At 69.9% G+C, this 25778-nt stretch carries 23 protein-coding genes; 8 read left to right on the forward strand and 15 right to left on the reverse strand.

Features of this window, described 5'->3' with window-relative positions; genetic code table 11:
- Positions 1–25: 25 nt before the first annotated feature.
- From AMK21_RS22920 to AMK21_RS22945, 6 genes are all read right to left on the reverse strand, one after another.
- Complete coding sequence (locus tag AMK21_RS22920; RefSeq protein ID WP_073880876.1) at positions 26–1813, reverse strand: ABC transporter ATP-binding protein; 1788 nt, start codon at positions 1811–1813, stop codon at positions 26–28.
- Between the two features lie 46 nt (positions 1814–1859).
- On the reverse strand, positions 1860–2909 hold the full coding sequence (locus AMK21_RS22925) for an iron-siderophore ABC transporter substrate-binding protein (protein WP_073880878.1): 1050 nt from the start codon (positions 2907–2909) through the stop codon (positions 1860–1862).
- A 151-nt stretch (positions 2910–3060) separates the two neighbouring features.
- Positions 3061–3924 (reverse strand): ABC transporter ATP-binding protein, encoded by an 864-nt coding sequence (locus AMK21_RS22930; protein ID WP_073880880.1) that lies wholly within the window; start codon positions 3922–3924, stop codon positions 3061–3063.
- Positions 3925–3988: 64 nt separating this feature from the next.
- Complete coding sequence (locus AMK21_RS22935) at positions 3989–5047, reverse strand: FecCD family ABC transporter permease (RefSeq protein WP_073880882.1); 1059 nt, start codon at positions 5045–5047, stop codon at positions 3989–3991.
- Positions 5048–5154: 107 nt separating this feature from the next.
- Positions 5155–6213 (reverse strand): FecCD family ABC transporter permease, encoded by a 1059-nt coding sequence (locus AMK21_RS22940; protein ID WP_107429969.1) that lies wholly within the window; start codon positions 6211–6213, stop codon positions 5155–5157.
- Between the two features lie 87 nt (positions 6214–6300).
- Positions 6301–7656, reverse strand: a complete 1356-nt coding sequence (locus tag AMK21_RS22945; protein ID WP_073880886.1) for a lysine N(6)-hydroxylase/L-ornithine N(5)-oxygenase family protein — start codon at positions 7654–7656, stop codon at positions 6301–6303.
- Between the two features lie 293 nt (positions 7657–7949).
- Between AMK21_RS22945 and AMK21_RS22950 the strand changes: the two genes are divergently transcribed.
- Together AMK21_RS22950 and AMK21_RS22955 are read left to right on the forward strand one after the other, a co-directional pair.
- On the forward strand, positions 7950–8180 hold the full coding sequence (locus tag AMK21_RS22950) for a hypothetical protein (protein ID WP_234422012.1): 231 nt from the start codon (positions 7950–7952) through the stop codon (positions 8178–8180).
- Between the two features lie 589 nt (positions 8181–8769).
- Positions 8770–10035, forward strand: a complete 1266-nt coding sequence (locus tag AMK21_RS22955) for a hypothetical protein (RefSeq protein WP_234422013.1) — start codon at positions 8770–8772, stop codon at positions 10033–10035.
- An 11-nt stretch (positions 10036–10046) separates the two neighbouring features.
- On the opposite strand, the gene AMK21_RS22960 is transcribed toward AMK21_RS22955, so the two are convergent.
- Complete coding sequence (locus AMK21_RS22960) at positions 10047–11255, reverse strand: hypothetical protein (RefSeq protein WP_199863264.1); 1209 nt, start codon at positions 11253–11255, stop codon at positions 10047–10049.
- An 838-nt stretch (positions 11256–12093) separates the two neighbouring features.
- Here AMK21_RS22960 and melC1 point away from each other — a divergent pair.
- Together melC1 and melC2 are read left to right on the forward strand one after the other, a co-directional pair.
- Positions 12094–12486, forward strand: a complete 393-nt coding sequence (gene melC1 / locus AMK21_RS22965) for an apotyrosinase chaperone MelC1 (RefSeq protein WP_073880890.1) — start codon at positions 12094–12096, stop codon at positions 12484–12486.
- 53 nt (positions 12487–12539) lie between these two features.
- Positions 12540–13367 carry a tyrosinase MelC2 gene (gene melC2, locus AMK21_RS22970; protein ID WP_073880892.1) on the forward strand — a complete coding sequence of 276 codons (828 nt, stop codon included), beginning with the start codon at positions 12540–12542 and terminating at the stop codon, positions 13365–13367.
- A 354-nt stretch (positions 13368–13721) separates the two neighbouring features.
- Here the strand turns inward: melC2 and AMK21_RS22975 are convergent, their stop codons facing one another.
- Together AMK21_RS22975 and AMK21_RS22980 are read right to left on the reverse strand one after the other, a co-directional pair.
- Positions 13722–14642 carry a MerR family transcriptional regulator gene (locus tag AMK21_RS22975; protein WP_073880894.1) on the reverse strand — a complete coding sequence of 307 codons (921 nt, stop codon included), beginning with the start codon at positions 14640–14642 and terminating at the stop codon, positions 13722–13724.
- A gap of 3 nt (positions 14643–14645) precedes the next feature.
- A complete protein-coding gene (locus tag AMK21_RS22980) occupies positions 14646–14816 on the reverse strand; it encodes a transposase (protein ID WP_107429970.1) in 171 nt (56 codons plus the stop codon).
- 442 nt (positions 14817–15258) lie between these two features.
- On the opposite strand from AMK21_RS22980, the gene AMK21_RS22985 reads away from it, so the two are divergent.
- From AMK21_RS22985 to AMK21_RS22995, 3 genes are all read left to right on the forward strand, one after another.
- Positions 15259–15948, forward strand: a complete 690-nt coding sequence (locus AMK21_RS22985) for a TetR/AcrR family transcriptional regulator (protein ID WP_073880896.1) — start codon at positions 15259–15261, stop codon at positions 15946–15948.
- A gap of 398 nt (positions 15949–16346) precedes the next feature.
- Positions 16347–17120, forward strand: coding sequence for a sulfotransferase (locus tag AMK21_RS22990; RefSeq protein ID WP_073880898.1), 774 nt, complete (start codon positions 16347–16349; stop codon positions 17118–17120).
- Complete coding sequence (locus tag AMK21_RS22995) at positions 17120–17755, forward strand: hypothetical protein (RefSeq protein WP_073880900.1); 636 nt, start codon at positions 17120–17122, stop codon at positions 17753–17755. Before AMK21_RS22990 ends, AMK21_RS22995 begins: the two co-directional genes overlap by 1 nt.
- A 63-nt stretch (positions 17756–17818) precedes the next feature.
- Here AMK21_RS22995 and AMK21_RS23000 read toward each other — a convergent pair whose 3' ends face one another.
- On the reverse strand, positions 17819–19597 hold the full coding sequence (locus tag AMK21_RS23000; protein WP_073880902.1) for an acyl-CoA dehydrogenase: 1779 nt from the start codon (positions 19595–19597) through the stop codon (positions 17819–17821).
- 343 nt (positions 19598–19940) lie between these two features.
- On the opposite strand from AMK21_RS23000, the gene AMK21_RS23005 reads away from it, so the two are divergent.
- Complete coding sequence (locus tag AMK21_RS23005) at positions 19941–20318, forward strand: ArsR/SmtB family transcription factor (protein ID WP_073880904.1); 378 nt, start codon at positions 19941–19943, stop codon at positions 20316–20318.
- A 96-nt stretch (positions 20319–20414) separates the two neighbouring features.
- On the opposite strand, the gene AMK21_RS23010 is transcribed toward AMK21_RS23005, so the two are convergent.
- The 5 genes from AMK21_RS23010 to AMK21_RS23030 all read right to left on the reverse strand — a co-directional run bounded on the left by AMK21_RS23010 (position 20415) and on the right by AMK21_RS23030 (position 25752).
- A complete protein-coding gene (locus tag AMK21_RS23010) occupies positions 20415–21350 on the reverse strand; it encodes a GNAT family N-acetyltransferase (RefSeq protein ID WP_073880906.1) in 936 nt (311 codons plus the stop codon).
- Entirely contained in the window at positions 21347–23686 is a 2340-nt protein-coding gene (locus AMK21_RS23015) for a heavy metal translocating P-type ATPase (RefSeq protein WP_073880908.1), read from the reverse strand. Before AMK21_RS23015 ends, AMK21_RS23010 begins: the two co-directional genes overlap by 4 nt.
- Before the next feature lie 123 nt (positions 23687–23809).
- Positions 23810–24031 carry a heavy-metal-associated domain-containing protein gene (locus AMK21_RS23020; protein ID WP_073880910.1) on the reverse strand — a complete coding sequence of 74 codons (222 nt, stop codon included), beginning with the start codon at positions 24029–24031 and terminating at the stop codon, positions 23810–23812.
- A complete protein-coding gene (locus tag AMK21_RS23025) occupies positions 24024–25220 on the reverse strand; it encodes a pyridoxal phosphate-dependent aminotransferase (RefSeq protein WP_073880912.1) in 1197 nt (398 codons plus the stop codon). The genes AMK21_RS23020 and AMK21_RS23025 overlap by 8 nt, the downstream gene beginning before the upstream one ends.
- A gap of 4 nt (positions 25221–25224) precedes the next feature.
- Entirely contained in the window at positions 25225–25752 is a 528-nt protein-coding gene (locus tag AMK21_RS23030; RefSeq protein WP_073880914.1) for a FixH family protein, read from the reverse strand.
- Positions 25753–25778 lie beyond the last annotated feature (26 nt).

Consider the following 25778-nt stretch of genomic DNA (forward strand, 5'->3'; position numbering starts at 1 on the left):
TTAGCCTAACCTTACTGAGGTTGCCCTAACTACCCTCGCGCCAAGCGCGCCACAAGCGTGCGTACATGCCTCCCAGGGCCACCAGTTCCTCATGTGTCCCCTCCTCCACCACGCGCCCCGCGTCGAGCACGGCGATCCGGTCCGCCGCCATCGCCTGGGTCAGCCGGTGGGCCACGAAGAGCGTGGTACGGCCCGCGCAGGCGGCCAGTACGGCGCGCTCCAGCTCGGCGGCGCCCTCACTGCCCGCCTCGGCGGTCGACTCGTCGAGGACGACCACCGGGGAGCGGCTCAACACCAGCCGGGCCAGAGCGACTTGGGCGACCTTGGTCACATCCAGGCGCTCGCCGCCCTCGCCGACCGGCGCGTGCAGCCCGCCGGGCAGCAGCTCGACCCACCCGTCGGCGCCGACCGTCCGCACCGCGTCCATGAGCTGCTCGTCGCTCGCCTCGGGTGCGGCGAGACGCAGATCGTCGGCGAGCGGCCCGGAGAACACGTGCGTCTCCTGGGTCAGGATGCTCACCAGGGACCGCGCCGCGGCCTCGTCGAGCCCGGCGAGGTCCCAGGAGCCGATGCGTACGGTGCCGGACTGCGGGGTCCCTATGCCGGCGATCAGCGCGGCCAGGGTCGACTTTCCGGCACCGGTCGCGCCCACGAGCGCCAGCGAGCCGCCGGCCGGGATGGCCAGGTTCACGTTCCGCAGGACGGGCTCCTCCGTGTCCGGATAGCTGAACGTCAGCTCCTCCACGGTCACCGCGTACGGCACGGCCGCGGCTTGGGCGACGGACGCGTCGCCCACCAGCCGCTCCTCGGCCGGCTCCCCCAGCACCCCGACCAGGCGGGTGAGGCTGGCGCCGGACTTCTGCGCCTCGTCGAAGGTGAACATGATGGCGCCCAGCGGGGTGAACAGCCGGTGGAACATCAGCGGGGCCGCCGACACCTCGCCCAGGGTGGCGGCGTCGGCCTCCAGCAGGGCGTATCCCACCACCAGGATCAGGACGAGGCCGATGAACTCGGCCCGGTTCTCGCGGCCGACGAACCGGCCGAAGAACCGGAAGACCTCGACGCCGAGATTCCGCACCCGCCACGACTCGGCCGCCACCTTCTCGCGGACGTCGCCCTCCAAGCGGTACGCCCGCACGGTGTCGATCCCGTTGAGGCCGCTGATCAGCGCCTGCGCGCGGTCGGCCTGGGCGATGCGCTGCTTGCGGTAGAGGGGCGCGGACCGGGGCAGGTACCAGTGCAGCGCGAGCGCGTACGCCGGCAGGGCGCAGGCCCCGGCCAGGCCGAGCCGCCAGTCCAGGCCGAACATGCCGAGCGTGGCGATGGCCACCAGCACCCCCGCGGAGAACACCGTGGGGATGGCCTGCCGGATGCCCTTGGAGAGCACGGCCACGTCGTCACCGACCCGGGAGAGCACATCGCCGCGGCCGACCTGCTCGACACGCGCGCTCGGCATCCCCAGCACGGCCCGTACGGCGCTCTCCCGCAGCTGCGCCAGCAGCTCCGCCCCCAGCCGCCCGATCAGGTACGTGGACGCAGCGGTGGCCGCCGCGCCGAACAACGCGGCGGCCCCCATCAGCACCCCGACCGTGACGAGCACCGAGCGCGATTCACCACCGACCACCCCGTCGACCACGCGGCCCAGCAGGAGCACGGGGACCACCTGGAGGGCCGCCCCGGCCACGGTGGTGAGCACGGTGGAGAGGGTCAGCCACGGGGCCCGGCGGCAGTGCGCCGCCACCCACCCGGTGGCCTCCCTCCCCGTCGCCGTACGCAACTTCGTCGGGGCCACAGGGGTGTCGGTGACGGTCACGCGATCGCCAGTTCTCGGTGGGGGGAGGGCGGTTCGGCCGTCATCGCTACTTGGCCGCCTTGACCAGCTCGTCGATCGCGTACGGCAGGGAGAGCAGCGTGCCCTGGGACATGGCCGCGCCGATCGCCGGGCCCTCGCTGTCCAGGAGGTAGGAGACCTTGCCGCTCTTCACAGCGGGCAGGTTGGCGAAGAGCTCGAACTTCTTGAGCGCCGCCGTGTCCGCCTTGTCGTTGATGACGAAGATGCGGTCGACGTCGATCAGGTCGATGCGCTCGGGCGACAGCTCGGTGGAGAACTTGCCGTCGGCGATCTTGTCGATCTCGGTCTGGTAGCCGAAGCCGGAACCGGTGACCAGCTGCCCGCGTACATCGGTGGAGGTGAACGGGTACACCGCACCCTTGTACCAGGAGAGGGCGACGGCCTTCTGCTCGGCGAAGGCGGGGTTCTCCTTCCTGGCCGCGTCGAGCTTGTCCTGGATGCCCTTCACCAGCGCGGTACCCTCGGGCTCCTTGCCGAGCGCCTTGGCGATGTGGACCGCGTTGTCCTGCCACGGAGCGCTGAATGGCTCCTTCTCGGCCTTGGTCCGGCCGATGGTGGGCGCGATCTTGGAGAGCTTGTCGTAGGCGGCCTGGTCGACCTCGGAGTAGACCGCGATGATCAGGTCGGGCCGCAGGGAGGCGATCTTCTCGTAGTTGGGGCCCGCGTCACCGTTGTTCATGACGACCTCGGGACGGGTGTCGCCCCACTTGTCCTTCACCCAGGGCCACTGGGTGTTGATGTCGGGTGTCCGGCCGACCGGGTTCGGGTACTGGTCGACCATGCCGACCGGCTTGATACCGAGCGCCAGGATGGCCTGGTCGTCCGTGTAGCCCACGGAGACGACCCGCTCGGGTGCCTTCTCGACCTTCGTGGATCCGAACGCGTGCTCCACCGTGACCGGGAACGCGCCGGCTTCGGCGGCCGGGGCGTCGTCGCTCTTCTTCGCCTCCGTGTCGGAACCGCATCCCGCGAGGAGACCGGTGCCGAGGGTCGCGACCAAAAGTGCCACGGCCAGCCGCCGCCACGGCTTCACAAGCGTCGTTCGATGGAGAAGCATCCGGAATCCCTTGCTTTCGCACTGTCCACTGCGCCCCTGAACGAGGGCGAGCAAACCCTATACCGCCCAAGTGAGGCCAGCCTAGCCTTACTTGAAACTCTCCCACCTTCGAATCACCTGGAGCCAGCCGCCAAGTTCATCTGGAAACCGCTCACTTCACTCGGGTGTCGCGCACCGGTTCGAGCCGGACGTGCGTACGTCCGATCGGGACGATGAGCGGACGGTCGCCCACCGGATCGTCGATCACCTTGGCCTGCAGCCCGAAGGCCTCATGCAGCAGATCGGCGGTGATCACGTCACGCGGGTGCCCCTGCGCCAGGATCGAGCCCGCCCGCATCACGACGAGGTTGTCGCTGTAGCGCGTGGCGAGGTTGAGGTCGTGCAGCACCATGACCACGGTGCACCCCGACTCGTGCAGGTCGTCCACCAGGTCGAGCACATCGATCGCGTGCGCGAGGTCCAGATAGGTGGTCGGTTCGTCCAGGAGCAGCAGGTCGGTGCCCTGGGCCAGGGTCATCGAGATCCAGACACGCTGACGCTGGCCGCCGGAGAGCGAGTCGACCGGACGGTCGGCCAGGTCGGCCACCCCGGTCATGGCGAGGGCGCGCTCCACGACGGCGGCGTCGTCCGAGGACCACTGCCGCAGCCAGCTCTGGTGCGGATGGCGCCCCCGGGCGACCAGGTCCCCCACCGTCAGGCCCTCGGGCGCCACGGGCGCCTGCGGCAGCAGGCCGAGCTTCTTCGCCACGTCCCGGGTCCTGAGTTTGACGATGTCCTCGCCGTCCAGCACGACCGTCCCGCTGGCCGGCTTGAGCAGACGGGTCAGGGTGCGCAACAACGTCGACTTCCCACAGCCGTTGGGACCGATGATCGTGGTGACCACCCCCGAGGGGATCGCCACGTCCAGGTCGTCGATGACCGCCCGGCCGCCGTAGCCGACCGTGACACCCCTCGCCGCCAGCCGTGGGACGTCCACTGGCTCGGACCGAGCCTCGGTGATGAACTGCGCGACCACAAGCACCCCTTGAGTTCAGGCTCGCCTAACCTTATTACGTCCGAAGGGAGTTCGCCTCGGGGCGTCACGGTCCGGTCCGGCGGAGATTCGCCCGTACCAGCAGGTAGACGAGGAACGGGCCACCGATCGCGGCGGTGACCACGCCGACCGGAATGGTGATCGGCAGCGCTGTCCGTGCGATGAGGTCCGAACCGATCAGCAGCAGCGCTCCCAGCAGTCCGGAGGCCACCATCGGCGGCGTAGGACACCTCGCCAGCCGCATCGCCACCTGGGGCGCCACCAGCGCGACGAACGGAACGGGGCCCGCCGCACTCACCGCGACGGCGGCCAGCAGCACCGCGCACAGCAGGAGGACGGCCCGCACCCTGGTGTACCGGACGCCCAAACCGGCGGCCACGTCGTCACCGAGGTGCATCGGCTTGAACGAGAACGAGGCGGCGGCCACCACGACGAGAAGGACCAGCGCCCCCCAGAGCGCGATGTGGACCTCGTCCCACGACCGGCCGTCCAGCGAGCCGACCAGCCACGCCTGGGCCCGGGCCACGTCCCTCATGTCGGCCGACACCAGCAGCCAGGTCGTGAGCGCCTGCATCACGGCGCTCACCGAGATGCCGATGAGGATGAGCCGGAAGCCGTCGACCCCGCGCCGCCACGCCAGGAAGTAGACCAACAGCCCCGTACCGAGGCCGCCCAGGAGCGCCGCAGCCGACAGACCGACCGAGCCGACGACCGCCGCGGCGGCCCCGCCCGACACCGTCACCAGGAAGACCGCGACCGCGCTGGCCCCGCTGGTGATCCCCAGGATGTCGGGACTGGCCAGCGGATTGCGGGCGACGGACTGGGTGATCGCCCCGGACACCCCCAGGGCGATGCCCACGACGAGACCGGCCAGGGCGCGCGGCATCCGCAGGTCCATCACGACGAACTCGTCGACCTGTTCGCCTTGCCCCAGCAGTGTGGCGATCACCCGCGACAGGCCGATGGGGAAGTCCCCGACGGCGATGGAGAGGCAGAACACCAGGAAGGCGGAGGCCGCCAGCACCAGCGTGACCAGGACGAGCCAGGGCCGCCAGACGAACGACACCTGACCGAACCGCACACCCGGCGCCAGGGGTGGATTCATACCTGTCAGGTTCGCGCCTGCCGAATTCGTATCTGTCAGGTTCGTATCGGCCGGGTTCAGGTCCGTCTGGCTCATGCCCTCTTGCCTGCTCGTGCGCTCTTGTCGGTTCATGCGCTCTTGAACTTCCCTCGCCACACCAGAACCGCGAAGAACGGCGCGCCGATGAGGGCGACCACCACCCCCGGCTCCAGCTCACCGGGCCGCACCACCAGGCGCCCCACGATGTCGCAGGCCAGCAGGATGACGGCCCCGAGCAGACCCGCGTACGGCACCAGCCAGCGGTAGTCGGGCCCCGTCAGATACCGGGCCACATGGGCGACCATGAGCCCGAGGAAGGCGATGGGGCCGCACGCCGCCGTGGCCGCTCCCGCCAGGAGGGTGATGGCGACGATGCCGACGGCCCGGCTCAGCAGGATGTTCACGCCCAGCCCGCGCGCCACGTCGTCGCCCAGGTTGAGCAGGTTGAGGGAGGGCAGGGTGCTCAGGGCCAGGAGGAGCCCGACGCCGATGAACCCGGTCACCGGCCAGATGACGTCGAATCCGACCCCGGCCACGGAGCCCGCGTTCCAGAAGCGGAGCGCGTTCAGCGACTTCTGGTCGGTCAGGGCGACCGCGGTGGTCATCGCCATGAGGAAGACCGTGATCCCCTGCCCGGCCAGGGCGAGCGTCAGCGGGTTGCCCGCTCCCCTGCCGATGCTCGCCAGGCCGAAGACGACGACGCCGGCGACCGCCGCCCCCGCGAAGGCGAACCAGACGTAGTGGAACGGGTTGCTGAGGCCGAACACGGCGATCGCCGACACCACGGCGAACGAGGCACCACTGTTCACACCGAGGAGGCCCGTGTCGGCGATGGGGTTACGTGTGTACCCCTGGATCAGCGCACCCCCGACGCCCAGGGCGATGCCCGCCACGATCGCGAGAACGGTCCGGGGCACCCGGATGGTCTGCACGATGAGCCGGATCTCGGTGAGCCGTTGGTCGGAGTCCGCCGCCGCGAACAGCCCGTGCCAGACCTCGGCGGGGCTGAGCGCACGGGCTCCCACGGCCAACGACAGGGCCGCGACGAGCGCGAGGAACGCCACCAGCGTGCCCAACCCCACAACCCGCCCCCGGCGGACCTCTGTCGCACCCCTGGGCACGGGGCGCTCAACTGCAGTCGTGCTCATATGGACGTATGCCATCCCCACTGGTCAACCGGAAGCGCTGGTACGCCGCAGAGGGCACACCCGCGTCCGGGTGCGCCCGTACGGCCGCTAGGCGATGGCGCTGCCGGTGCCGTCGGTGATCGGGCGGGCCTCGTCGGAGGTGGACTTGACGCTCCGGTCCAGCAGCGAGTCCAGGATCTCGCCGACGCGTATCGCGGTGTTGGAGAGCAGGGACGTCGTGATGCCGTGCGTGTGCTCCGTACCGCCCTGCAGATAGATTCCGCAGTTCAAGGCGGGGTCGGTGGCGATGCGGTAGTCGCGCTCGACCCGGACGCGGCCCTCGTCGTCCAGCAGGCAGCGGTCGGCGACCTCACCGAGGAGACCGAGCGGGTCGGCGGGCCTGTAGCCGGTGGCGAACACCACGATGTCCGCGTCCAGAGGTGTCTCCTCGCCCGTGACGAGGGATTTTACGGTGGTGCGGACGCCGTCCGGCCTCTCCTCGACGTCGGTGACCCGGGACACGTTGAGGAAGCGCAGCCGTTCGGCGCCGAGGACCTTCTCGCGGTACATCTGCCGGTACAGGTCGTCGATCAGGTCGATGTCCACCACGGAGTAGTTGGTGTTCCCGTGATAGGCCATCAGCTTGCTCTTGACGCTGTCGGGCGCGGCGAAGAACTCGTCGACCGCCCCGGGATCGAAGATCCGGTTGGCGAAGCTGCTGTCGTCGGCGGGGCTGTAGCCGTAACGGGAGAAGACCGCGCAGACCTCGGCCTCGGGAAAGCGACGGTGCAGGTAGGCGACGTTCTCGGCGGCGCTCTGCCCGGCTCCCACGACGACGAACCGGGAGGGGGAGCTGCCCTCCAGACCGTCGACCTTGCGCAGCAGATCCGAGTTGTGCCAGACGCGGTCGCCGCGCCGCACACCTTCCGGCAGGAGCGGGCGCAGCCCGGTGCCGATGACGAGGTTACGGGCCCGGTGCACTTCGAGGCCGCCCCCCGACCGGACGGTGACATCCAGGTACTCCACGGTGCCGTCGTGGACGAAGGGCGTCACGGAGACGACCTCGTGACCGTAGGAGACCATGTCGTCGACCTTGGCCGCGGCCCACTCGAAGTAGTCGTGGAACTCCACGCGCAGGGGGAAGAGATTCTTGTGGTTGATGAAGTCGATCAGCCGGTTCTTGCTCTGCAGGTAGCAGAGGAAGCTGTACTCGCTCGCCGGATTACGGAGTGTCACCAGGTCCTTGAGGAACGACACTTGCATCGTGGCGTCGTCGATCAGCATGCCGCGGTGCCAGCCGAAGCTCTGCTGCTGCTCGAAGAAGTGAGCGGTGACCGGCTCCTGCCCGCCGACGCGTGTGTTGTGCTCTCTGAGCGCGATCGCCATGGCCACGTTGGAGGGGCCGAAGCCGATTCCGACGAGGTCATGGATCAGTGGTGCGTCGCCAGGATGAACCTGTGACATGTCACTCCCATCGTGCGGGAAAGCCGCCTGTCAGGCGCCGGGGAAGGTTCGCGAGACGGGACGCCGACAGAACGGCCCAGCCCGACTTAGGTGAGCCTAAGCTAATCGAATCGAGACTGTCGATAGGGCAAAGCGGATATCCAGAACTTGACGGCTCGTCAATTGGGTCGCTGAAAAGTCCTGTTGACAGCGACGGTGAGCCGTGCGCCACATGGCGTGACCGCGGCGGGCGCCACCGTTGACCAAAGTGAGGCGCCTTCGGACAGCCTTGCCAGGCCGCAGAGCTGCCGGCCGTGAGCCCGGAAACCGTTCGCCGATGGGCGGACGGCGGTCACCTCGCGATGGACCGGGGCAGCTCGGGGAACCGGCTGATCGACGGCGTCAACCTGGAGGCCTCCGCCACCGAGCGCGCCGGAGGGCCTGCACCCGGTGCCGGGTGGCGGTGGGCGTCCTGGGCGACGGCCCGGGTGAAGTCGACGAACGTGTACATCGACCGCCCGGGAAACCGGCCCCGGGAGCGCTGACGCGGGCCGCCCGCCCGCCGGCGGGCGGGAACACCAACCCTCTGGGCGGGCGCGGAAGGCAGGCGGGAGACGCATACGGCCTGGCAGGCACGGTTCGGCGGCCTGGCCGCTGCGGGGACGGGATCACCGGCCCCGCCTCCGGGCTAAAGTGATGACGCGATGACACCACGCCCGTTCAGGAAGTGACGCATGGGGCCGACCGGACACCAGCCGATACGCGTGCCGGTCGGGGAAGGCTCCGAGCGGTGGGCGAGCCGGTCATCGCACCGCAAGGTGCTGCTGGTGGTGCACAACGTCACTTCGGCCGGGCGCCTGCTGGATGTACTCCCGCTGTTCCACGACGACTTCCGGGTGCAGCTCCTGGTCACTTCCACGGAATCGTCCCCCTTCCAAGGGGGTGTTCGCGAGCTCTTCGCCGATGTCGGCCTGCCTGTGGTGCCCTGGGAACAGGCGCTGTCCACTCCCGTGGATCTGGCGATCTCTGCCAGTTTCGGTGGACAAATCGACCTGCTTCAGGGCATGTTGTCGGTTCTCTCACATGGTGTCGGATACACCAAGAAAATGGCCGAGCCGGGAGCCGACCTTCGGGTTGTCACCGGAGTGGCTGCTCTCCGACGGCAGGCCGTTCGTGGACGGTCTCGTGCTGTCGCACCCCGAGCAGGTGGCCCGGCTGCGCCAGGTCTGCCCCGAAGCCGTGGGGGCGTCCGTGCTCGCCGGGGACCCCTGCTTCGACCGGATGCTGGCTGCCCGTCCGTACCGGGACCGGTTCCGGCGTGCCTTGGGCGTGCGCCGGGGCCAGCGGCTCGTCGTCCTCAACTCGACCTGGAATCCGGAGGGCTTCTTCGGCGACGGCGGTGACCAGGACCTCCTCCCCGGTCTCCTCCCGAGGCTCGCCGCCGAGCTGCCGGCCGACGGCTACCGCCTCGCTGCCGTACTCCACCCGAACATCTGGCACGGCCACGGGCCGGGGCAGATCCGGGCCTGGCTGGACCGCGCCCACCGCAGCGGGTTGTCCCTCATCGACCCCGTCCACGCGTGGCGGCAGGCCCTCCTGGCCGCGGATCTGGTGGTCGGGGACTTCGGGGCGGTCTCGTACTACGCGGCGGCTCTCGGCGCCCCCGTGCTCCTGGCCACCACCGAGCAGGACGGACTCGACCCCGACGCACCCCTCGCCACGTTCGTACGGGAAGCCCCGCGCCTCGACGTCCACACGCCTCTGCGCGAACAGGTGGAGAAGGTGCTGGCCGGCCACCGCCCGCTCGCCGGTCCCGCCGCGTTCGTCACATCGGCTCCGGGCGCCTCGGCGGCCCTGTTGCGCTGGCATTTCTACACGCTGATGGACCTGGTCGAACCCACGGCCCCCGCGCTGCTCGAACCGCTGCCGCTGCCCCCGTACAACCCCCCGCGCCGCACGCACCCGCTGCGCGTGCTCACCCGCGTCCAGGGAGCCGACGTGGTGGTCGAGCGGTCGACGGAGCATCCCTACGAGACCGGCGGCGACGCCCACCTCGCGGTGCACGAGGAGACGCGCGACCCCGGCGACCTGGAGTCGGCAGACGTGATCGTCCGCGACGGACCGCAGGACGACCCGCGGCTGGGCGGCCCGGACGGCTGGACCGCGGAGGTCCTGCGCCGTCATCCGCACTGCTCGGTCGCCGCGTATGTGAGCGGTCCCGACAGCTGCACCGTGCGCACCGTGCGGCACGGCATGTTCGGCTCTCCGCCGCGCCGGGCGCGGACGCCGACCCGGCGGCGTACGCCTCGGCGTTCCATGCGTGGCTGGCGAACGGCGGCAAGGTGCCGACGGGAGGCACCACACTCCGCATGCACACGGCCGGTGTTGCCCATCCGGTGACCGTGGAGGCCCTACGCGACGGCCTCGCAGCGGAGCCGTAGGCCGGCCAGGTACATCAGGTGCGGGGTCGCGGCCGGGGTGAGCAGGCGTTCCGCCAGGGTGATCTTCGTGAGCGCCTCGGCATTCTCTCCCGCGTCGTGGAGGGCCTCGGCAAGGTCCGTGAGGGCGCGCGCCTGGTTGTACGCCTCCCCCTGCTCCTCGAAGAACGCGGTCGCCGCCTCCAGCAGGACCCGGGATTCCGCCAGCCGTCCCATCCCCCGCAGAGCACGCCCCTGATGACGCTGGACCAGAGCGAGGGCGCGCGGCAGGTCCACCGCTTCATCCTGGCCGGAAGTGATCCCCCGGTAGATGGACTCGGCCTCGACGAACCGCTGATGGGCCGACGCGTACAGCCAGCGCCGCATGCTCAGCAACCCCTGCAATTCGACGGACGAGGCCTCTCCGCGGGTGTGGCCTGCCGCCCGCTCGCAGGCCACCGCGGCGCCCGCCGCGCGGTCCGCCTCCTCCTCGCGCCCCAGTTCGCCCAGGCAGTGGGCGAGCTGGAAGTGCAACGCGCCGGTCATCCGGGAGTCGGGCCGGTGTTCGTCGGCGCACCGGGCGGCGAGTCGCAGGGCGGGCAGCACGTCGTCCCAGTACCCGGCCTTCAGCTGGAGCGGCCACAGGGCCCGGGCCAGCCGCAGCGCGGTGTCGATGTGCTGATACTCCTCCGCCACGGAGACGGCCCGGACGACGTTGCGCACCTCCGCCGCCAGCACGGCCACGCCGTCCGCTTCGTCGCGGCACACCACCCCGCTCTCCGGGGCCGGCTCGGTACGCCAACTCTGCGGCAACGCGGCGTGCGCGGCATGCAGGGCGCGGTTCAGCAAGGCGTCGAGAACACGCGTCACGGCCGCGGAGCACCCGGCGATGCCGTGGACCGGGCCCGCGGTGTCCGCCAGGTAGCGGCGGATCTCGGGGCGGAAGCGGTGACGGCCGTCCGGCAGCGGCTCCAGCAGCTGGACGTCCACCGCCTCGGCGAGCATCCGGGCGGCCTCCGCGGGGTCGACGCCTGCGGCGGCCGCGGCGAGGGGGGCGTCGATCGACGGCCAGCCGCCCAGAGCCGTCAGTCGGCAGAGCCGTGCCGTCTCCGGCGGGAGCCTGTCGCAGGCGCTCCGCGTCGCCTCGCGTACCGGGTGGTCCCCCGCCGGCGGCTCGGGCGCCGGCTGCCTCGTCCCGTCCACCCCGGACGTCTTCCTGCTGGTCGGTTCCCCTGCCCGGCCCTTCCGCGCCTTCCGCGCGCCTTCCGTGTCTTCCGTGTCTTCCGCCAGACTCCAGCTGCAACGACCGCGGCCACGGCCGACGCCTCGACGCCCTAGACGCCACCCGCCTGGTCCTGCGTACCGACTGCGAGCCCCACTTCGAGGAGCCGACCGAGCAGTGGCTGGGGCAGGTCGTCACCTCCCTGACCAGCGCCGCAGCGGCCTCCCGGCCCCCGCCCCCCACCGTCGCGGCGGCACCGGCGCCCCACACCAGGACATCCCCGTGCGCCACCCTCCTCATCGGCAACAGACATCGCCCGTATCTCCCCCGAGCTGCTCCGGCCCGGTCCAGGTCTTCGTGCAGCGCTCACCTCACTTCCGCCCGCCCTCCGATCCGGCCATACCCATGGTCATGGTCGGCCCCGGAGCCGGCCACTGACGACCACGCGGGGGTTTCCGGACAGCTTCGGGATGTGAGTGAGGCCACGACTTCCGGCGTTTGACGGGAAATTCTTCACGAGGTTGATACTTCTCCCTCAGAAACTTCTGCCGCGATCCCATTTCATCACCCGAACAGCAAGATCAACATCGTTGAACCCTGCACCGTTCACCTCACCCTGTCCGTATGGCGGCCAACCGTCCCGACGCGACTACTACCTCTCGCGCATGTGGCTGTAGGCATATTCCAGAACGGCATGCCGGGAGCGCCGACCCTGACCGAGTCGATCGCCCTTCCGGTGATGCGCCGTCATTCAAGGGGAGTCCGGAGACATCCGCCTTCGATTCCCGCTCACCACCGCCGCACTTGGGGGACTTTCTCATGTCTCAACTCACCCGTCGCCGCGCCCTCGGGGCTACGGCGACCGTTCTGACCGGCCTCGTCCTGACCGGCTTCGCGCGGACGGCAGGGGGAGCGTCCGAACCTCGGACCGCCGACCCGAAGCCCCACGAGGGGCACGCGGGGCATGAAGGCCCACAGCCGTTCAGCGAGACCTTCCGGGGGCGCCGCATCGAGGGCGCACCGTCGCACGCCGATGGGCACCACGGGGGCTACGCCGTGCAGATCGACGGCGAGGAACTGCACGTGATGCAGAACGCGGACCGCACCTGGGTCAGCGTCATCAACCATTACGAGACGTTCGCCACCCCGCGCGCGGTCGCCCGGGCGGCCGTGATCGAGCTCCAGGGCTCCGAACTCGTACCCCTGGCCTGATCCCTCCGCCCGCGAGATTCCGCCGACCCTTTCCTGAACCGGGGAGCACCTTCATGACCGTACGCAAGAACCAGGCGAGCCTCACCGCCGCCGAGAGGCGCAGCTTCGTCGACGCGCTCCTGGAGCTCAAGCGCACCGGCCAGTACGACGCGTTCGTCACCACCCACAACCTCTTCATCATGAGCGACACCGACAGCGGTGACCGGGTGGGCCACCGCTCACCGTCCTTCCTGCCCTGGCACCGCAGATTCCTCATACAGTTCGAGCAGGCGCTCCAGGCCATCGACCCCGCTGTCGCCCTGCCCTACTGGGACTGGACGGCGGACCGTACCGCCTCGTCCTCCCTATGGGCACCCGGCTTCCTCGGAGGCACCGGCCGGAGCCGGGACGGGCAGGTCACCGAGGGGCCGTTCGCCGTCAGCGGCGGCAGATGGCCGGTCACGGTGACGGTCGACGGGCGCGGCTTCCTGCGCCGCGCCCTCGGGTCCGGCGTACCGCAGTTGCCGACCCGCGCCGAGGTCGACTCGGTCCTCGCCATGCCCGCCTACGACACCGCGCCCTGGAACAGCGCGTCGGACGGCTTCCGCAACCACCTCGAAGGCTGGCGCGGCGTCAATCTCCACAACCGCGTGCATGTGTGGGTGGGCGGTCAGATGGCCACCGGCGCCTCGCCCAACGACCCGGTCTTCTGGCTGCACCACGCGTTCATCGACCGGCTCTGGGCGCAGTGGCAGGCACGTCACCCCCGCTCCGCCTACCTGCCCGCCGCGGCGACGAGGAACGTCGTGAGCCTCAACGACGTCATGCGCCCCTGGAACGACGTGACGCCTGCTGAAATGCTGGATCACACGGAGTTCTACACCTTCGACACGCTGGCGTAGCGCCGCCCGCGGTGGGGGATCGCACCGCCGGGGCGGGACCACACCGCGGGGGCTGCGCCCACGCCTTCACTGCCGGTCGGCTGGGCCAGGACGCCGGCGCAGCGGACGGGCCGGGGTGACTGCGCCGTCGCATCCGACGATGTGACGGGGGACGCCGTGGCGGGGGACGCTGAGCCAGGGTCAGCGATAGCCCCTGGGGCCAGGCGGTTCTCGCGAAGCTCGGCGCACACAACCGGGTACGTGCGCTTTCACCGTGCCCTCCACCAGGTGCGGCCGGCCCGCGATCTCCGCGTGGGGCGGCGTTCTCGCCCGATGCCAGCCACGTCCGCCCCATGCCGCGTTGCGACCACCCCGTCATTGAGGTGTCCGGACGTGCAGAGCCCGGACGGACCAGTCGAACACTGGAGCCAGGATCTCCGGGGCCGGCCAGCCGTTGACCACTGCGAGCAGCTGGAGGTATCGCTCCCTGCGGGGGTCGTTCACGCTCTCCAGCCGAGTCGCCAGCCGGCGGCGAAGCTCGACGCCGTCGGGGCGGCCGAGAAGGTGCGCGCAGTGCGCCGTGAACGCCGCGACGATCGGATCGGCCTGGGGCGAGGCCGGGTCGATCCCGGCGGTCAGGGCCGGGCCGGCCTGGTCACGGACGGCTGCGGCGATGTCGCGGCGCGTGCTTACCGTGTCGCTTCGGGCCTGCTCGGCTGCCTGGTCCTCGGCCATCCGCCGCACAGTGGCGCGGAAGTCCGGGTCCAGGGACATTTCGGCCAACTCCGCCCATGCCTGAACCTGCTCTGCCTCCGGGCTTTCGGGCAGCTCGGGGGTCATCGAGCGCATGACCCCCGTGAATGCGGGGGCGGCGTCAAGACCGCCGAAGACGGCGTTGAGGAAATCACCGATCAGACGTCGGCGTTCGTCCTCGGAAAGCTGGGCCAGCCGATGCATGAGTTCCGCCTCCTCGGGTGTGGACCCGCGCTCGGCCACCGCCGTCAGCACCGCGCATCGCAGGCGCAGGGCTCCGATCTGCACTGCCAGTGCTTCGGCGTGCGCCGCGGCGACCCTGGGAAGCGAGAGCTCGCGGTCCACGACCTTGCGGATCGTGGGAAGGTCCAGTCCCAGCTCGCGCAGGGTCCGCACGAAGTCCAGGCGTGCGACGGCGTCGATGTTGTGGAGGCGGTAGCCAGCCGGGCTGCGGTCCGTCGGCGCCACGATTCCGCGATCGGAGTAGAACCGAATGGCCTTGACCGTGAGACCGGTCCGTCGAGCACGCAGCCTGGTGCAGATGCCTCACCAATTGCCGTACCTCTCCGGCAAATGGGCCCTCTGCGTCCCGGTCCGGAACTTGAAGGCGATCGCGTCGACCACCTCCCGGTGATCCCGCCACCTGCCTCCACGTCTCGGAGTCCGGTCAGGGAGTGGCGGCTCGATCCGTGCCCACTGCGCATCGGTCAGCGACATGATCTGACGGTGGTGGTGCGTTCTGTGGCGGTGCCGGCCCTGAGGCCGGCACCGCCACAGAAACGCTGGCTCGGGCTGGAGCCGAACGTCGTCACAGGCGGCAGACGCAGGAAGAAGTCCCCCGCCGTCTCGCAAGCGAGACGGAACAGACCAGACACTCGGTTTGATTCCGAATCCGGTTGCTGTGCTTCCCCTGTCCCCCGTCACCCGCCTGCCCGGTAAACCGAACACTGTGACTGGTTCAGTGGCCACTCTTCCAGCCGGCCGGTGATAGATCAACGGAGAAGATGGTGTGCGCACTTCTAGTGCGGCTATCGTTCGGGGTTAGAGTTTCACCAGCCCCGTTGTAACTAAATGTGATGACGTCTCCGGTGGCCGGACGCGCGGCCGGGGGTTCGGGACGCAGACCGCTGCCGCAGCGCAGCCGAAACAGGAGACGACAGTGCGGCAACCGGTCCAGCGGCGATCCATAGACAAGCGGCAGGAGCTGGTGGCCGCTGCCGCACGGGTCTTCGCCGAGAAGGGCTACTACCGGACCACGATCGAGGACATCACGACGCTGGCAGGGGTCGGCCGCGGTGCGTTCTACCACTACTTCAACAACGGCAAGTCCGACGTTGCCACGGCAGTGGTGACGGAGGGCTTCACGATGGACGCGGCGGTGCCGATGCTGCCGCGCATCCAGAGCGTGGTGGACGCCTCGATCGCCCTCGCAACGCTCACCCCCGTGGTTCCGGTCGTCAAAGCCGCCGCACGGCTGGCCACCGAGCAGGACCACCCCGACTTCTACGGCCACCTGGTCCGGCTGTACATCCCTCAGGTCACTGAGTTGATCGAGCAGGCCAAGGAGTTCGGCGAGCTCCAGCAGGGCGTGGATCCGGCTCTTACGGCGGAGGCGTGGGTCATGCTCTACTCGGGGACCGATCAGCACGCCCGCCTGGACTACCAACGGCTGCCGCAGAAGATCGCGCAGGCGAACGCGGTGATCGTGCGTGGCATCGTCACTGCGGAAACAGCCCTCAAACTGGACATGTCGGTTCAGCGCGGCGACCTTCTGGTGCGGCAGTCCCGTTGGGCCAAGGAGTACATCCAGGGCCTCGAAGCTGTGACGTCGGCCGGCAGCCCGACCTGACCGCCAGGACAGCGGGGCGGGAAGAGAAGTTCCTTGCGGCCCCGTCTCGGTGTCCGCGCTCAGGCCCGCCGGACGGGGATGGGCGTGCACCTTCGGTCCATTCGTGTCCGGCGGGCCGGGTCACAGCAGGACTCTGCAGGACTCCTCGTTCCGTCACACAAAGTCAACACGAAAGTGGGCCTGCGGCCGTCGAGAAGTCGACGGCGAACGCCCGTCGAAAGGGCTGGATCGCCGGAGCGTGGGTCGCTCTGAGTGAAGCAAAGGGCACTGCCGGGTTTCAAACCAAACCATGCGCATGGTTTGATCTCTATCGTTCAGTCCGGTTGACGAGATACCAACGGCCCATTGGTGTGCGCACATTCCGTGTGCACGGCCGGGCTGCGCGGAGGGGGAGAGCGGTGCCGGGAGCGGAGCGCGAGTACCAGCGACTGATGGAGCGCTACCGGCGTCGGCGGACCCGGAAGGAGATCGGGCTCGAACCCTGGTCCCTGCCCTTCGGCCGGGGCGGCCGCGGATCCGAGCACATCCGGCAGGTCGACGTGGACACCGCGCTCCAGGGGGGCGCGGGCACTTACCAGAAGATCCGTGCGGGCCGGTTGCGTCCCTCACCGGACCTCTACATGCGTCTGGCGCAGCTGCTCGGCTTCAGTCCCGAGGACACCGTCATCGGGCACCTGGAGCTGTTCCGGTCCGAGCCGGTGCTGCCCGCCGCGGCGCCTTCGCCGTTCCTGAGCCGCCTGATCGGCGGTCAGCGCGAGATCGCGTGCGCGATCACGCCTGACGGGAGCCGGGTGGCCGCCAACACCGCCTTCGCGGCCCTGTTCCCCGAGGGTGGGCCGCCGGCCAACCTGTGGCGCTGGGCGCTGTTCAGCCCCGACGCGGAGGAGTTGCTGCGGGACTGGGAGCAGGCATGGGCCCCGCGCCTGCTGACCGAGGTCAAGCTGATGTGCCACCGCGCGCCGCAGGACAGCGCGGCTCTCCGCCTCCTGTCCGAGGTTGCCGACGACGCCCGGCTGCGGGAGATCGAGGAGACCGGTAGCGGGCTCGACGGCGCGTCCCTGCCACTGCACCACCCGGCACTCGGCGACGGGACAACGCACCTGCTCGCCTCGCGGACCACCGGCGCGAGCATCCTGACCTTCATTTTCGAACCTGGCGATCAGGAGCTGTGATGCAGATTCTCATGCCGGAGGACCCGGTGTTCATGACGCGGTTCCTGGAGATGGAGGAACCCCTCCTCCACTCCCTGTACTACCTCCACCTCGACCACCTGCCGCGGGACCAGGCCGAGACGATCCGCCGGGCCTACGAGGGCTGGGGCAGCATCCAGGCGGCAATGCCCAAATTCTTGAGCTGGCACACGCCGACCGCATTCGAGCTCGCCGCGCCACGAAGGGAGTCGGAGGGCTACCGCCTCCACAGCCCCCACGGCGAGCAGTTGATCAGCCTGTACGCGGTGGATGTGAGCTCCGAGAGCATCAGCTGCCTGACGGCGTGCCTCGCACTGCTCGAAGAGGCCGAGAAGGAGCTGGGCGGCGCGCTGGCCGGCGCGCTCGAAGATATCAGGGAGCCACGGGAGCGGGATCTGGTGGACAACTTCCGTCGGGTCCTGCGGGCGTTGCGGATACCGGCGCCCCTCGCCCTGCTCGCGTCACTGCGCCACGCGGCACCGGCCGGGCCGGAGCGGGAGGTCTCCCTCGACGGTGCGCGGCACGCCGAGTACGAGGCCTACCGCGATCAGTTCTGCCACGCCCTGAGCACCGGCGACGCGTTCATGTACACGATGCACCGGTCCCTGTACCTCTGACCCGCCACTCCGGCCGCCGCCCCCGTCCGGCGGCCGGGGGGCCGGCCTCCCCCGTAGTGCCGGTCAGGCGCTGAGTATCGGGTGCGTCTCCAGCAGCGACTCGGACACACCGAAGGCGCGCGTGAGGGTCAGCCCGTGCGGCTCCAGGAAGCCGAGGACCGCCTCGATGGCGTCGGGCAGGTGCTCGACCTGATGGGCCGTCAACCGACTGCGTGCCAGCAGGTCCCCGCTGTGCGCGGCCACCCGGCGCAGGGTGAACAGGGCATGCAGCCCGCGCAGCAGGTCCGCCGACAGTCCGGAGGGAACCTGATCGGCGGCGGTCAGCAGGGATTCACCGGCGAGCCGGTGGACGTGAGCGTCGGCCAGCGCCACGGCGGGCGTCACCGTCGCGTTCCAACGGGCCAGCGGCGACGCGGCGCGCTGCCGGAGCCGGGCTTTCGCGCGGCTGTGGGAGATGCGCTCGATGTCGGCCAGGAGGTCCTGGAGGAACTGGGGGTCGGTCAGCTTCCGGTCCTCTGCTGCGAGCTCGCTCTCCGGCTTGAGGTCGATGCCGCCGAGCAGCATCTCACCCCCGGCCTTCTGCATGATCACCGCGTTATCGCCCTCGGCCGTGATCGTGCCCTCGATGGAGGCGAGCTGAAGCGCGATGCCGTTGGCCTGGATCAGGCCCTGGGCGCCGCACCGTTCGCGGCACTCGGTCATGACCGCGCGGGCGCGCCAGGTGATCCATGCCTTGCTGATCGCGGTCAGCCGCTCGTACGCCTCGCGGTCCTCGCCGGTCGCCCGGTCCCACTGTCGCACGACCGACCGCTGGAGCAGCGTGGCGGCGTAGGTCGTCGCCACGGCGTCGAGCAGGGGCGTGTGGTGGCCGCGGTGGGCGATCAGCGGCACGCGCTGCCCGTTCGTCATGCCCGAGGTGACCCGGGTGTGGGCGTAGCGCATGGCGACGTCGAGAGCGTGCCGCATCACGCCGAGGCTGTGGGCGGTCATGCACAGTTTGCCCATCGTGACCCGCCCGATGGACTGGAGGAACCGCCGACGAGGGCTGCCGAGCGTGCTGGTGAACTCGCCGTCCGGGGTGAGGCGGCCGTGGTCACCCTGGAGAAGAGCACTGAAAGGGACGCGAGCCTGGTGGAACGTCGTGGCGCAGTGGTCGACGGGGCTGCTGGCCGTCTGGGGCAGCGGCCGCACCTCCACACCCGGCAGCGCGCTGCCGTCGCTGTCGCTGAGCGGCGTCAGGAACAGGAAGACGCCGTGGTCGGTGCCGTCGACGATCAGGCGGGCGGCCACGACAGCACCCTTCGCCCCTCCGGCCGGACTGGTGTTCGGCATGAACTTCTGCGCCCCCGCGTGCGGGGTGTTCAGCACGAACCCTCCCGCCACCCGGTCGTATGTCGCCGTGGTCTCCATGTGCGCGGCGTCATTGCCATGGGCGACCTCGGTGCAGAGAAACGTCCCGATGCGGTCCGCGCGGACGTACTCGCCCAGGTCGCGCCCGGCCGCCTCATGGTCCACCAGGCTGCCGAAGAAGAGGTTGTAGTGGATGGAGACGATGGTGGCCATGCCCGGGTCCACCGCGCCGGCCCACTCGTGGATGGCGGTGAGTTCGACCGGATCGTTCGCCAGGACCTGTGGATCCCCTACGGCCTCGTTGACCAGCCGGAGCCGGTCGTAGCTCAGGGCTATGCGTTCTCGGTGGGTCAGTCCCTCGTGGAAGTGGAATCGGGCGGAGCTGAAGAGTTTCCTCCACCGTTCGTGCGTCGTGCCCCAATGACCGGCGAACAGGACATCGGCGAGCGCGGCGGAGACGGATGCGGTATCCGGAATCTGAGAGTCAGTCACACCCGAGAAAACTAGTCTGAATCGATCAAATCTAGGGGGGTGATGATCAACACGATTGCGCTGGGCGAAAACGCGGTAGATACCCGCTCCCCAACTCACTTCCACCTGTCCGGAGGCCGCCGGGCGCGACCGTAGGAGGGCGCGAGCGGACGATCCGGCTCGAAGCACGGTCAGGGCCGCTCCGCATACCCGGGAACGGGGTGCGGAGCGGCCCTTCGTCGTATCAGGGTGCGGCGCCACACGGGGGACCGAGTTCGCGGTCCGCCGGGCCCATCGCACTCGAAGACGACTCCACCATCGCCTCCCTCTGCCGGGCTGATTCGAAATATGTCAACATAGAGCTATGACCAGGATGAGAGCACTGTCAACGGCCCTGCTCGTCGACGGCCATGGGGCGGAGCCGTGCTGCCCGCCCCTCTCCGAGCGTCCGCTCAACAGCGAAGAGGCCGAGGTGGCCGCTCAGATGTTCAAGGCGCTCGGCGACCCGGTCCGCCTACGCCTCCTGTCAGCCATCGCGTCGCACAAGGACGGCGAGGCCTGCGTGTGCGACATATCCGATGTCGGCGTCTCCCAGCCGACCGTCTCCCATCACCTCAGAAAGCTCCGTGAGGCAGGGCTGCTGACCTCCGAACGTCGCGGCACATGGATCTACTACCGGGCCGACCCGGTGACTCTCGCAGCGATGGAACGCATCCTCTCCGCAGCCTCTGGAAGGGCCTGACCTCACGGCCGACCGGCCCCTGCTCCTGTCTGTCCGTGAGGCCCGCTCCGTACGCATGGTGAGGGAGCGCCCCTCACCGCGAATCGCCGTTCCGGCTCAGCCGGACGGGCACACCTTGTGCAGGGTCAGGTCCGCCAGCCCCGCGCCTCGGAAGGGGCGGAGGTCCACCTCTCCCGCGCTGAACAGATGGCCCAGCAGCGGCGCCGACACGGCCGCCTCCTCCCCGTCCACAGCCGCGTAGGAGAGCAGCAGCGCGGGATCGGACAGGGCGGCGAAACCGACCACTCGGTCGGCCTGGTGAGATCCGGTGCCGGGCTCCACCAGCTGGCCGGGCACCGCTGTGAAGCCGAGCCTCGACTTGAAGCTGAACAGCCCCGCGTTGCCCAGGTGCCCATAGAGGTTGACGTCCCGGCCGAGCGTCGCCCAGCGCCTCCCCCTCAACCGCGCCTCTCGCATCGTCTCCCAGTAGAGGACCCGGGAGAGACTGCCGCTCCGCTGTCCCGGTGTCACGGCCGAGAAGCGGGCACGCATCTCCTGACGATCCGGCAGGTCCTGGTCCAGGCAGGCTCCCACCAGCGTGCTTCCACTGCGGACCGTGACCGCACAGTACGTGTCAGCCTCGTCCAGGATGTCCGCACGCTGGTGGACGGCGACCGCCCACCCGTGCCTCATGCCGGCGACCTGCCGCTCGTACAGCTCGATGAACTGATCGAGCAGTTCGGGGGTCAGCTTCTCGGTGCGGATCAGGAGGCCCGCCTCGGTCGCCCGCCTGTAGGCGGAGCGGATGTCGTAGCGGTCCTTTCCCGAGAGGGCCGCGAGGTAGGTGCCTTCCGACTCCAGTACCTCGGCGCGCCACATGATCACCTGAGGCTTCGGGTGGAATCCCGCCTCCCTCAGCCATGGCCACGCGTGACGGGGCGGGTCCTGCACCCTGACCACGTCCACCTGACGCTCGTGGTCACGCCACTCACCGCTCATGGCCTGATCGACATCGACGAGGGCCACGGGCAGCCCCAGGGAGTGGACGATCACGAGACGCCCGCGAGGTCCCGGGGAGAGGCGGGCGCGGCAGCCGTCCCCGTCCTGGAGCGGCCGCCGTCCGTCCGTGAGGAGGACCTGAAGCGGCGCAGCCGCAGGCTGTTCGTCACCACGAAGATGCTGGACAGCACCATGGCAGCCGCGGCGATCATCGGGTTGAGGACGCCGGACGCGGCGAGAGGAATGCCGGCCAGGTTGTATATGAAGGCCCAGAACAGATTGCCCTTGATCGTCCCGAGGGTGCGCCGGGACAGGCGTACGGCGTCAGCGGCGTCTCGCAGGTCACCGCGGACCAGGGTGATGTCGCTCGCCTCGATGGCCGCGTCGGTTCCCCCTCCGATGGCGATGCCCAGGTCCGCCTGCGCGAGGGCGGCGGCGTCGTTGATGCCGTCGCCCACCATGGCCACAGTGCGGCCTTCCTCCTGGAGGCGGCGGACGACAGCAGCCTTGTCCTGGGGAAGCACCTCGGCGTGGACGTCGGTGATGCCCATGTCGTCGGCGATGCGCCGGGCCGCCCCGGCGGTGTCACCGGTGAGGAGTACGGGCGTCAGCCCGAGCCGGCGCATCTCGTCGATCGCCGGACGACTGGTGGGCTTGGCTTCGTCGGCGACGAAGAGCAGGCCGCGCACCTCCTCGTCCCAGCCGACCGCCACTGCTGTCCGGCCGCTGTTCTCCAGATCGTCCAGACTCCTTCGCAGGCCGTCCGGCATCTCCATGTGCTCGCCGACCCAGCTCGGCCGGCCGACCATCACCTCGCGCTCCCCCACGCGGCCCACCACGCCGAAGCCGGCACTGGCGCGGAATTCGTCGACCTTGGGAAGCACGGGCGCCACCTCGGCGGCCGCGGCGGTCACCGCCGTAGCGATGGGGTGTTCGGAAGCCTGCTCCAGTGCGGCCGCGAGCGTGAGCAGTTCGTCGCGGTCGGTTCCCTGCCCGTACTCCGTCGCGACGAGCCGCATCCGGCCCGTCGTCACGGTGCCGGTCTTGTCCAGGACGACGGTGTCGATACGCCGGGTCGATTCCAGGATGTGCGGCCCCCGGATGACGATGCCCAGTTGTGCGCCACGTCCGGTACCCACGAGCAGGGCGGTGGGGGTCGCAAGCCCGAGGGAGCAGGGGCAGGCCACCACCAGCACGGCGACCGAGGCGGTGAGCGCGGCGGCCGCGCCTCCGCCGTTTCCGATCCAGAATCCGGCGACCGCCACGGCGATGCCGATGACGACGGGGACGAACACGGCCGCGATCCGGTCGGCAAGCCGCTGAACGGGGGCCTTGCCCGCCTGCGCCTCGGAGACCAGCCGGCTGATGTGGGCGAGCTGTGTGTCGGCCCCCACGCGTTCCGCGCGGATCACGAGGCGCCCGCTGGTGTTGACGGTGGCTCCGGTGACGGCGTCGCCCTCGGCCACTTCCTGGGGCACGCTCTCGCCGGTCAGCATGGAGACGTCCACGGCCGAGGCACCTTCGACGACGCTGCCGTCGGTGGCGATCTTCTCGCCGGGGCGGACCACGAAGAGGTCCCCGACACGCAGCTCGCCGACGGGGATGCCGACCTCCTGACCGGCCCTCAGGACGGTGACTTCCTTGGCGCCGAGTTCGAGCAGCGCCCGCACCGCACTGCCCGCCCTCCGTTTGGCCCGGTGCTCCGCGTACCGGCCCACCAGGACGAAGAGGGTCAAGGAGGTGGAGACTTCGAGGTAGATGTGGTGCGAGCCCTGCCCCGGCGTCGGGACCATGAGGAACGGCATCTGCATGCCGGTCACCCCGGCATAGCCGAAGAAGAGGGCGTACAGCGACCAGCCGAAGGAAGCCAGGACTCCGATGGAGACCAGGGAATCCATGGTCCCGGCGGCCTGACGGAGGTTCTTCCAGGCCGCGGTGTGGAACGGCCATGCACCCCAGACGGCGACGGGAGCCGCGAGAGTGAGGGACAGCCACTGCCAGTGGTCGAACTGCAGCGGCATGACCATGGCCATCGCCATGACCGGCAGAGTGAGGGCGAGGCATACGAGGATACGCAGCCGCATGGCGGACAGTTCACGGTCAGCGGCGTCGTCCGCCGATTCGCCGGGTCCCGCCGGCGGGGTCGCGGCCTCGGGCGGCGGAGGCAGCGCAGCGCTGTATCCCATCTTGCTGACCGTGTCGATCAGTTCGTCGACGGTGTGACGGTCGTCGAAACTGACGTGAGCGCGCTCCAGGGCGAAGTTGACCTCAGCCGTCACGCCTTCGAGTCGGTTGAGCTTGCGTTCGATGCGGGCCGAGCAGGCCCCGCAGGTCATGCCGCCGATATCGAGCGTGACTACGGCTGGTGCCGTCGTGGCAGTGCCGGCCATGACTGCGGTCTCCTTCGGTAGGGCTGTCGGGTTAGAGAGGGGGCAGCGCTCTGCCGAGCAGCCAGGCCAGGCCGAAACATCCGACGAGGACGGCGGCGTAGAGCGTGAGCCGGATGGGGGGGTTCACGCCGCCGTTCCCGCGAACTCGTATCCGGTGCGCTCCACGGCCGACCGCACGGCGTCGGAGGCGACGTCGCGCGGGGAGGTCACGGTCACTCGGCCACTCTTGTGGTCGACCGTCACCGTGGTGTCCTCACCGAGGTCGGTCTCGATGGCCGTACGGATGCGCTTGGCGCATCCTCCGCAGGTCATCCCGCGGACTTCGAAGATGGTGGCCTTATCCATGGTGTACTCCCGTTCCGGTGGACTTCAGATAGGTACCGATGCGGTCGAGGGCGCGGACGACGTCCTCGGTGGCGACCCCGTACGACAACCGGACGTGGTCCGGGGCCGCGAAGTCGTTGCCGGGCATGACCGCGACGCCCGCGTGTTCCAGAAGGTCTCGGGCGACGCTGCCGGCGTCGTCGCCCGGCCGTGCGCAGAGGGCGCTGATGTCGGCGAAGACGAAGAATCCGCCCTGCGGCGGCGCCGTCAGCCGGATGGGCGGCAGGTTGAGGATCCCGTCGCGCACGATCGTGCGCCGGGTGCTCAACTCCTGCGCCCTTCGGGCCAGTTCCGTCTCGGTGCCCTCGGTCAACGCGGCGAGCGCGGCGTACTGCGAGATCGAGGAGGGGGCGGAGCTGGTGTGGCCCTGCACCGCCGTGAGGGCGGTGGCGACGGGCAGGGGTGCCGCCGCGAATCCGATGCGCCAGCCCGTCATCGCGTACGTCTTGGAGAAGCCGGCGATCGTGACGGTCCGTTCAGCGATCTCCGGGCCGAGCGAGGCGACGCTGGTGAAGGACGCACCGGCATGGACCAGGTCCCCGTATATCTCGTCGGTCACGATGATCAGCCCGTGCTCCACGGCCACCTGGGCAAGGGCCAGGAGTTCGGAGCGTTCGTAGACCACGCCCGTGGGGTTGGACGGGTTGTTGAGCAGCAGAACTCTGGACCGTGGAGTCAGGTGAGCCCGGAGCGCTTCGGGGGTGAGCTTGAAGCCGGTGTCAGCGGTGGGAACCGTCACCGGCAACGCACCTGCGAGAGCGATCATATGGGGGAAACTGACCCAGTACGGGGCCGGGAGGATCACCTCGTCCCCGGGCTCGCACAGGACGGTGAGGACCTGGGCGAGTGCCTGCTTGGCTCCGTTCGTCGTGACGATCTGCGCCGCGTCGTACGAGCAGCCCCAGTGCTCCGCGAGGCGCCGGGCTATGGCCTCCCTGAGAGGCCGGACACCGGCGACCGGCGTGTACCGGGTCAGGCCTTCGGCGATGGCCCGCCGGGCGCCTTCGGCCGCCTGCTCCGGGGTGGGGAAGTCGAGTTCGCCGCCGGTGAGGTTGATGATGTCGGCGCCGTCGGCGATGCGGGCCTTGATCTCGGCATCCAGGGCCGCGGTGCTGGACGCGGGCAGCGATCGTGCGCGGCTGCTCAGCACGGGTTCAGTCCTTCGCCGTCAGGTTGAACGCGGTGGTGGACGCTTCACCCGACGCGGGAGTGACGGTGACGGTGATCCGCCAGTCACCCGCCATCCCCAGGACCAGCTTGGCTTCATAGCCGTCGCCCTCGGGGCGTGCCGTCTGGTTCCCGCCCTTCATCTTCATGTTGGGCATTTCGGGGTTGATCGCGACCTTGGCGCCCGCTACCGCCTTGCCGTCGGCGTCCTTCACCGCGATACCGGCCGTCCCGGCCGCTCCCCCACCGGTGGGCGGGCAGGGGGCCACGGTGAGCGTGACCTCCAGACCCGCGTCGGACCTGGTCGCCCGGCAGTCGTCGTCCAGGTCGCCGGCAGGGGTGGATCCGCCGGCGGCGTCCGTGGTGCCGCTGCAGCCGGTCAGGACCGCGGCGAGCAGGAACACGGTCGCGGTGGCAGCCCGGCGCGCAGCCCCCCGGGTGGTGCGGGGCCCGGCAGGGTACGCCGTGGTCGTGGCCTCTCCGTCAGGCTGGTGGGGGGCCGTGCGCCAGGTCATGTGTCCTCCTCGGAATGTTCGGTACG

Origin of the sequence: Streptomyces sp. CB00316 (genome assembly GCF_001905595.1) — a bacterium.
Taxonomy (GTDB): domain Bacteria; phylum Actinomycetota; class Actinomycetes; order Streptomycetales; family Streptomycetaceae; genus Streptomyces.

Coding starts and splice junctions, on each gene's coding strand:
- AMK21_RS22925 (WP_073880878.1), bottom strand. CDS start 2,909: ATGCTTCTCCATCGAACGACGCTTGTGAAGCCGTGGCGGCGGCTGGCC.
- AMK21_RS22935 (WP_073880882.1), bottom strand. CDS start 5,047: ATGAATCCACCCCTGGCGCCGGGTGTGCGGTTCGGTCAGGTGTCGTTC.
- AMK21_RS22940 (WP_107429969.1), bottom strand. CDS start 6,213: ATGAGCACGACTGCAGTTGAGCGCCCCGTGCCCAGGGGTGCGACAGAG.
- AMK21_RS22945 (WP_073880886.1), bottom strand. CDS start 7,656: ATGTCACAGGTTCATCCTGGCGACGCACCACTGATCCATGACCTCGTC.
- melC1 (WP_073880890.1), top strand. CDS start 12,094: ATGTCTCAACTCACCCGTCGCCGCGCCCTCGGGGCTACGGCGACCGTT.
- melC2 (WP_073880892.1), top strand. CDS start 12,540: ATGACCGTACGCAAGAACCAGGCGAGCCTCACCGCCGCCGAGAGGCGC.
- AMK21_RS22980 (WP_107429970.1), bottom strand. CDS start 14,816: ATGTCGCTGACCGATGCGCAGTGGGCACGGATCGAGCCGCCACTCCCT.
- AMK21_RS22995 (WP_073880900.1), top strand. CDS start 17,120: ATGCAGATTCTCATGCCGGAGGACCCGGTGTTCATGACGCGGTTCCTG.
- AMK21_RS23005 (WP_073880904.1), top strand. CDS start 19,941: ATGACCAGGATGAGAGCACTGTCAACGGCCCTGCTCGTCGACGGCCAT.
- AMK21_RS23015 (WP_073880908.1), bottom strand. CDS start 23,686: ATGGCCGGCACTGCCACGACGGCACCAGCCGTAGTCACGCTCGATATC.
- AMK21_RS23020 (WP_073880910.1), bottom strand. CDS start 24,031: ATGGATAAGGCCACCATCTTCGAAGTCCGCGGGATGACCTGCGGAGGA.
- AMK21_RS23030 (WP_073880914.1), bottom strand. CDS start 25,752: ATGACCTGGCGCACGGCCCCCCACCAGCCTGACGGAGAGGCCACGACC.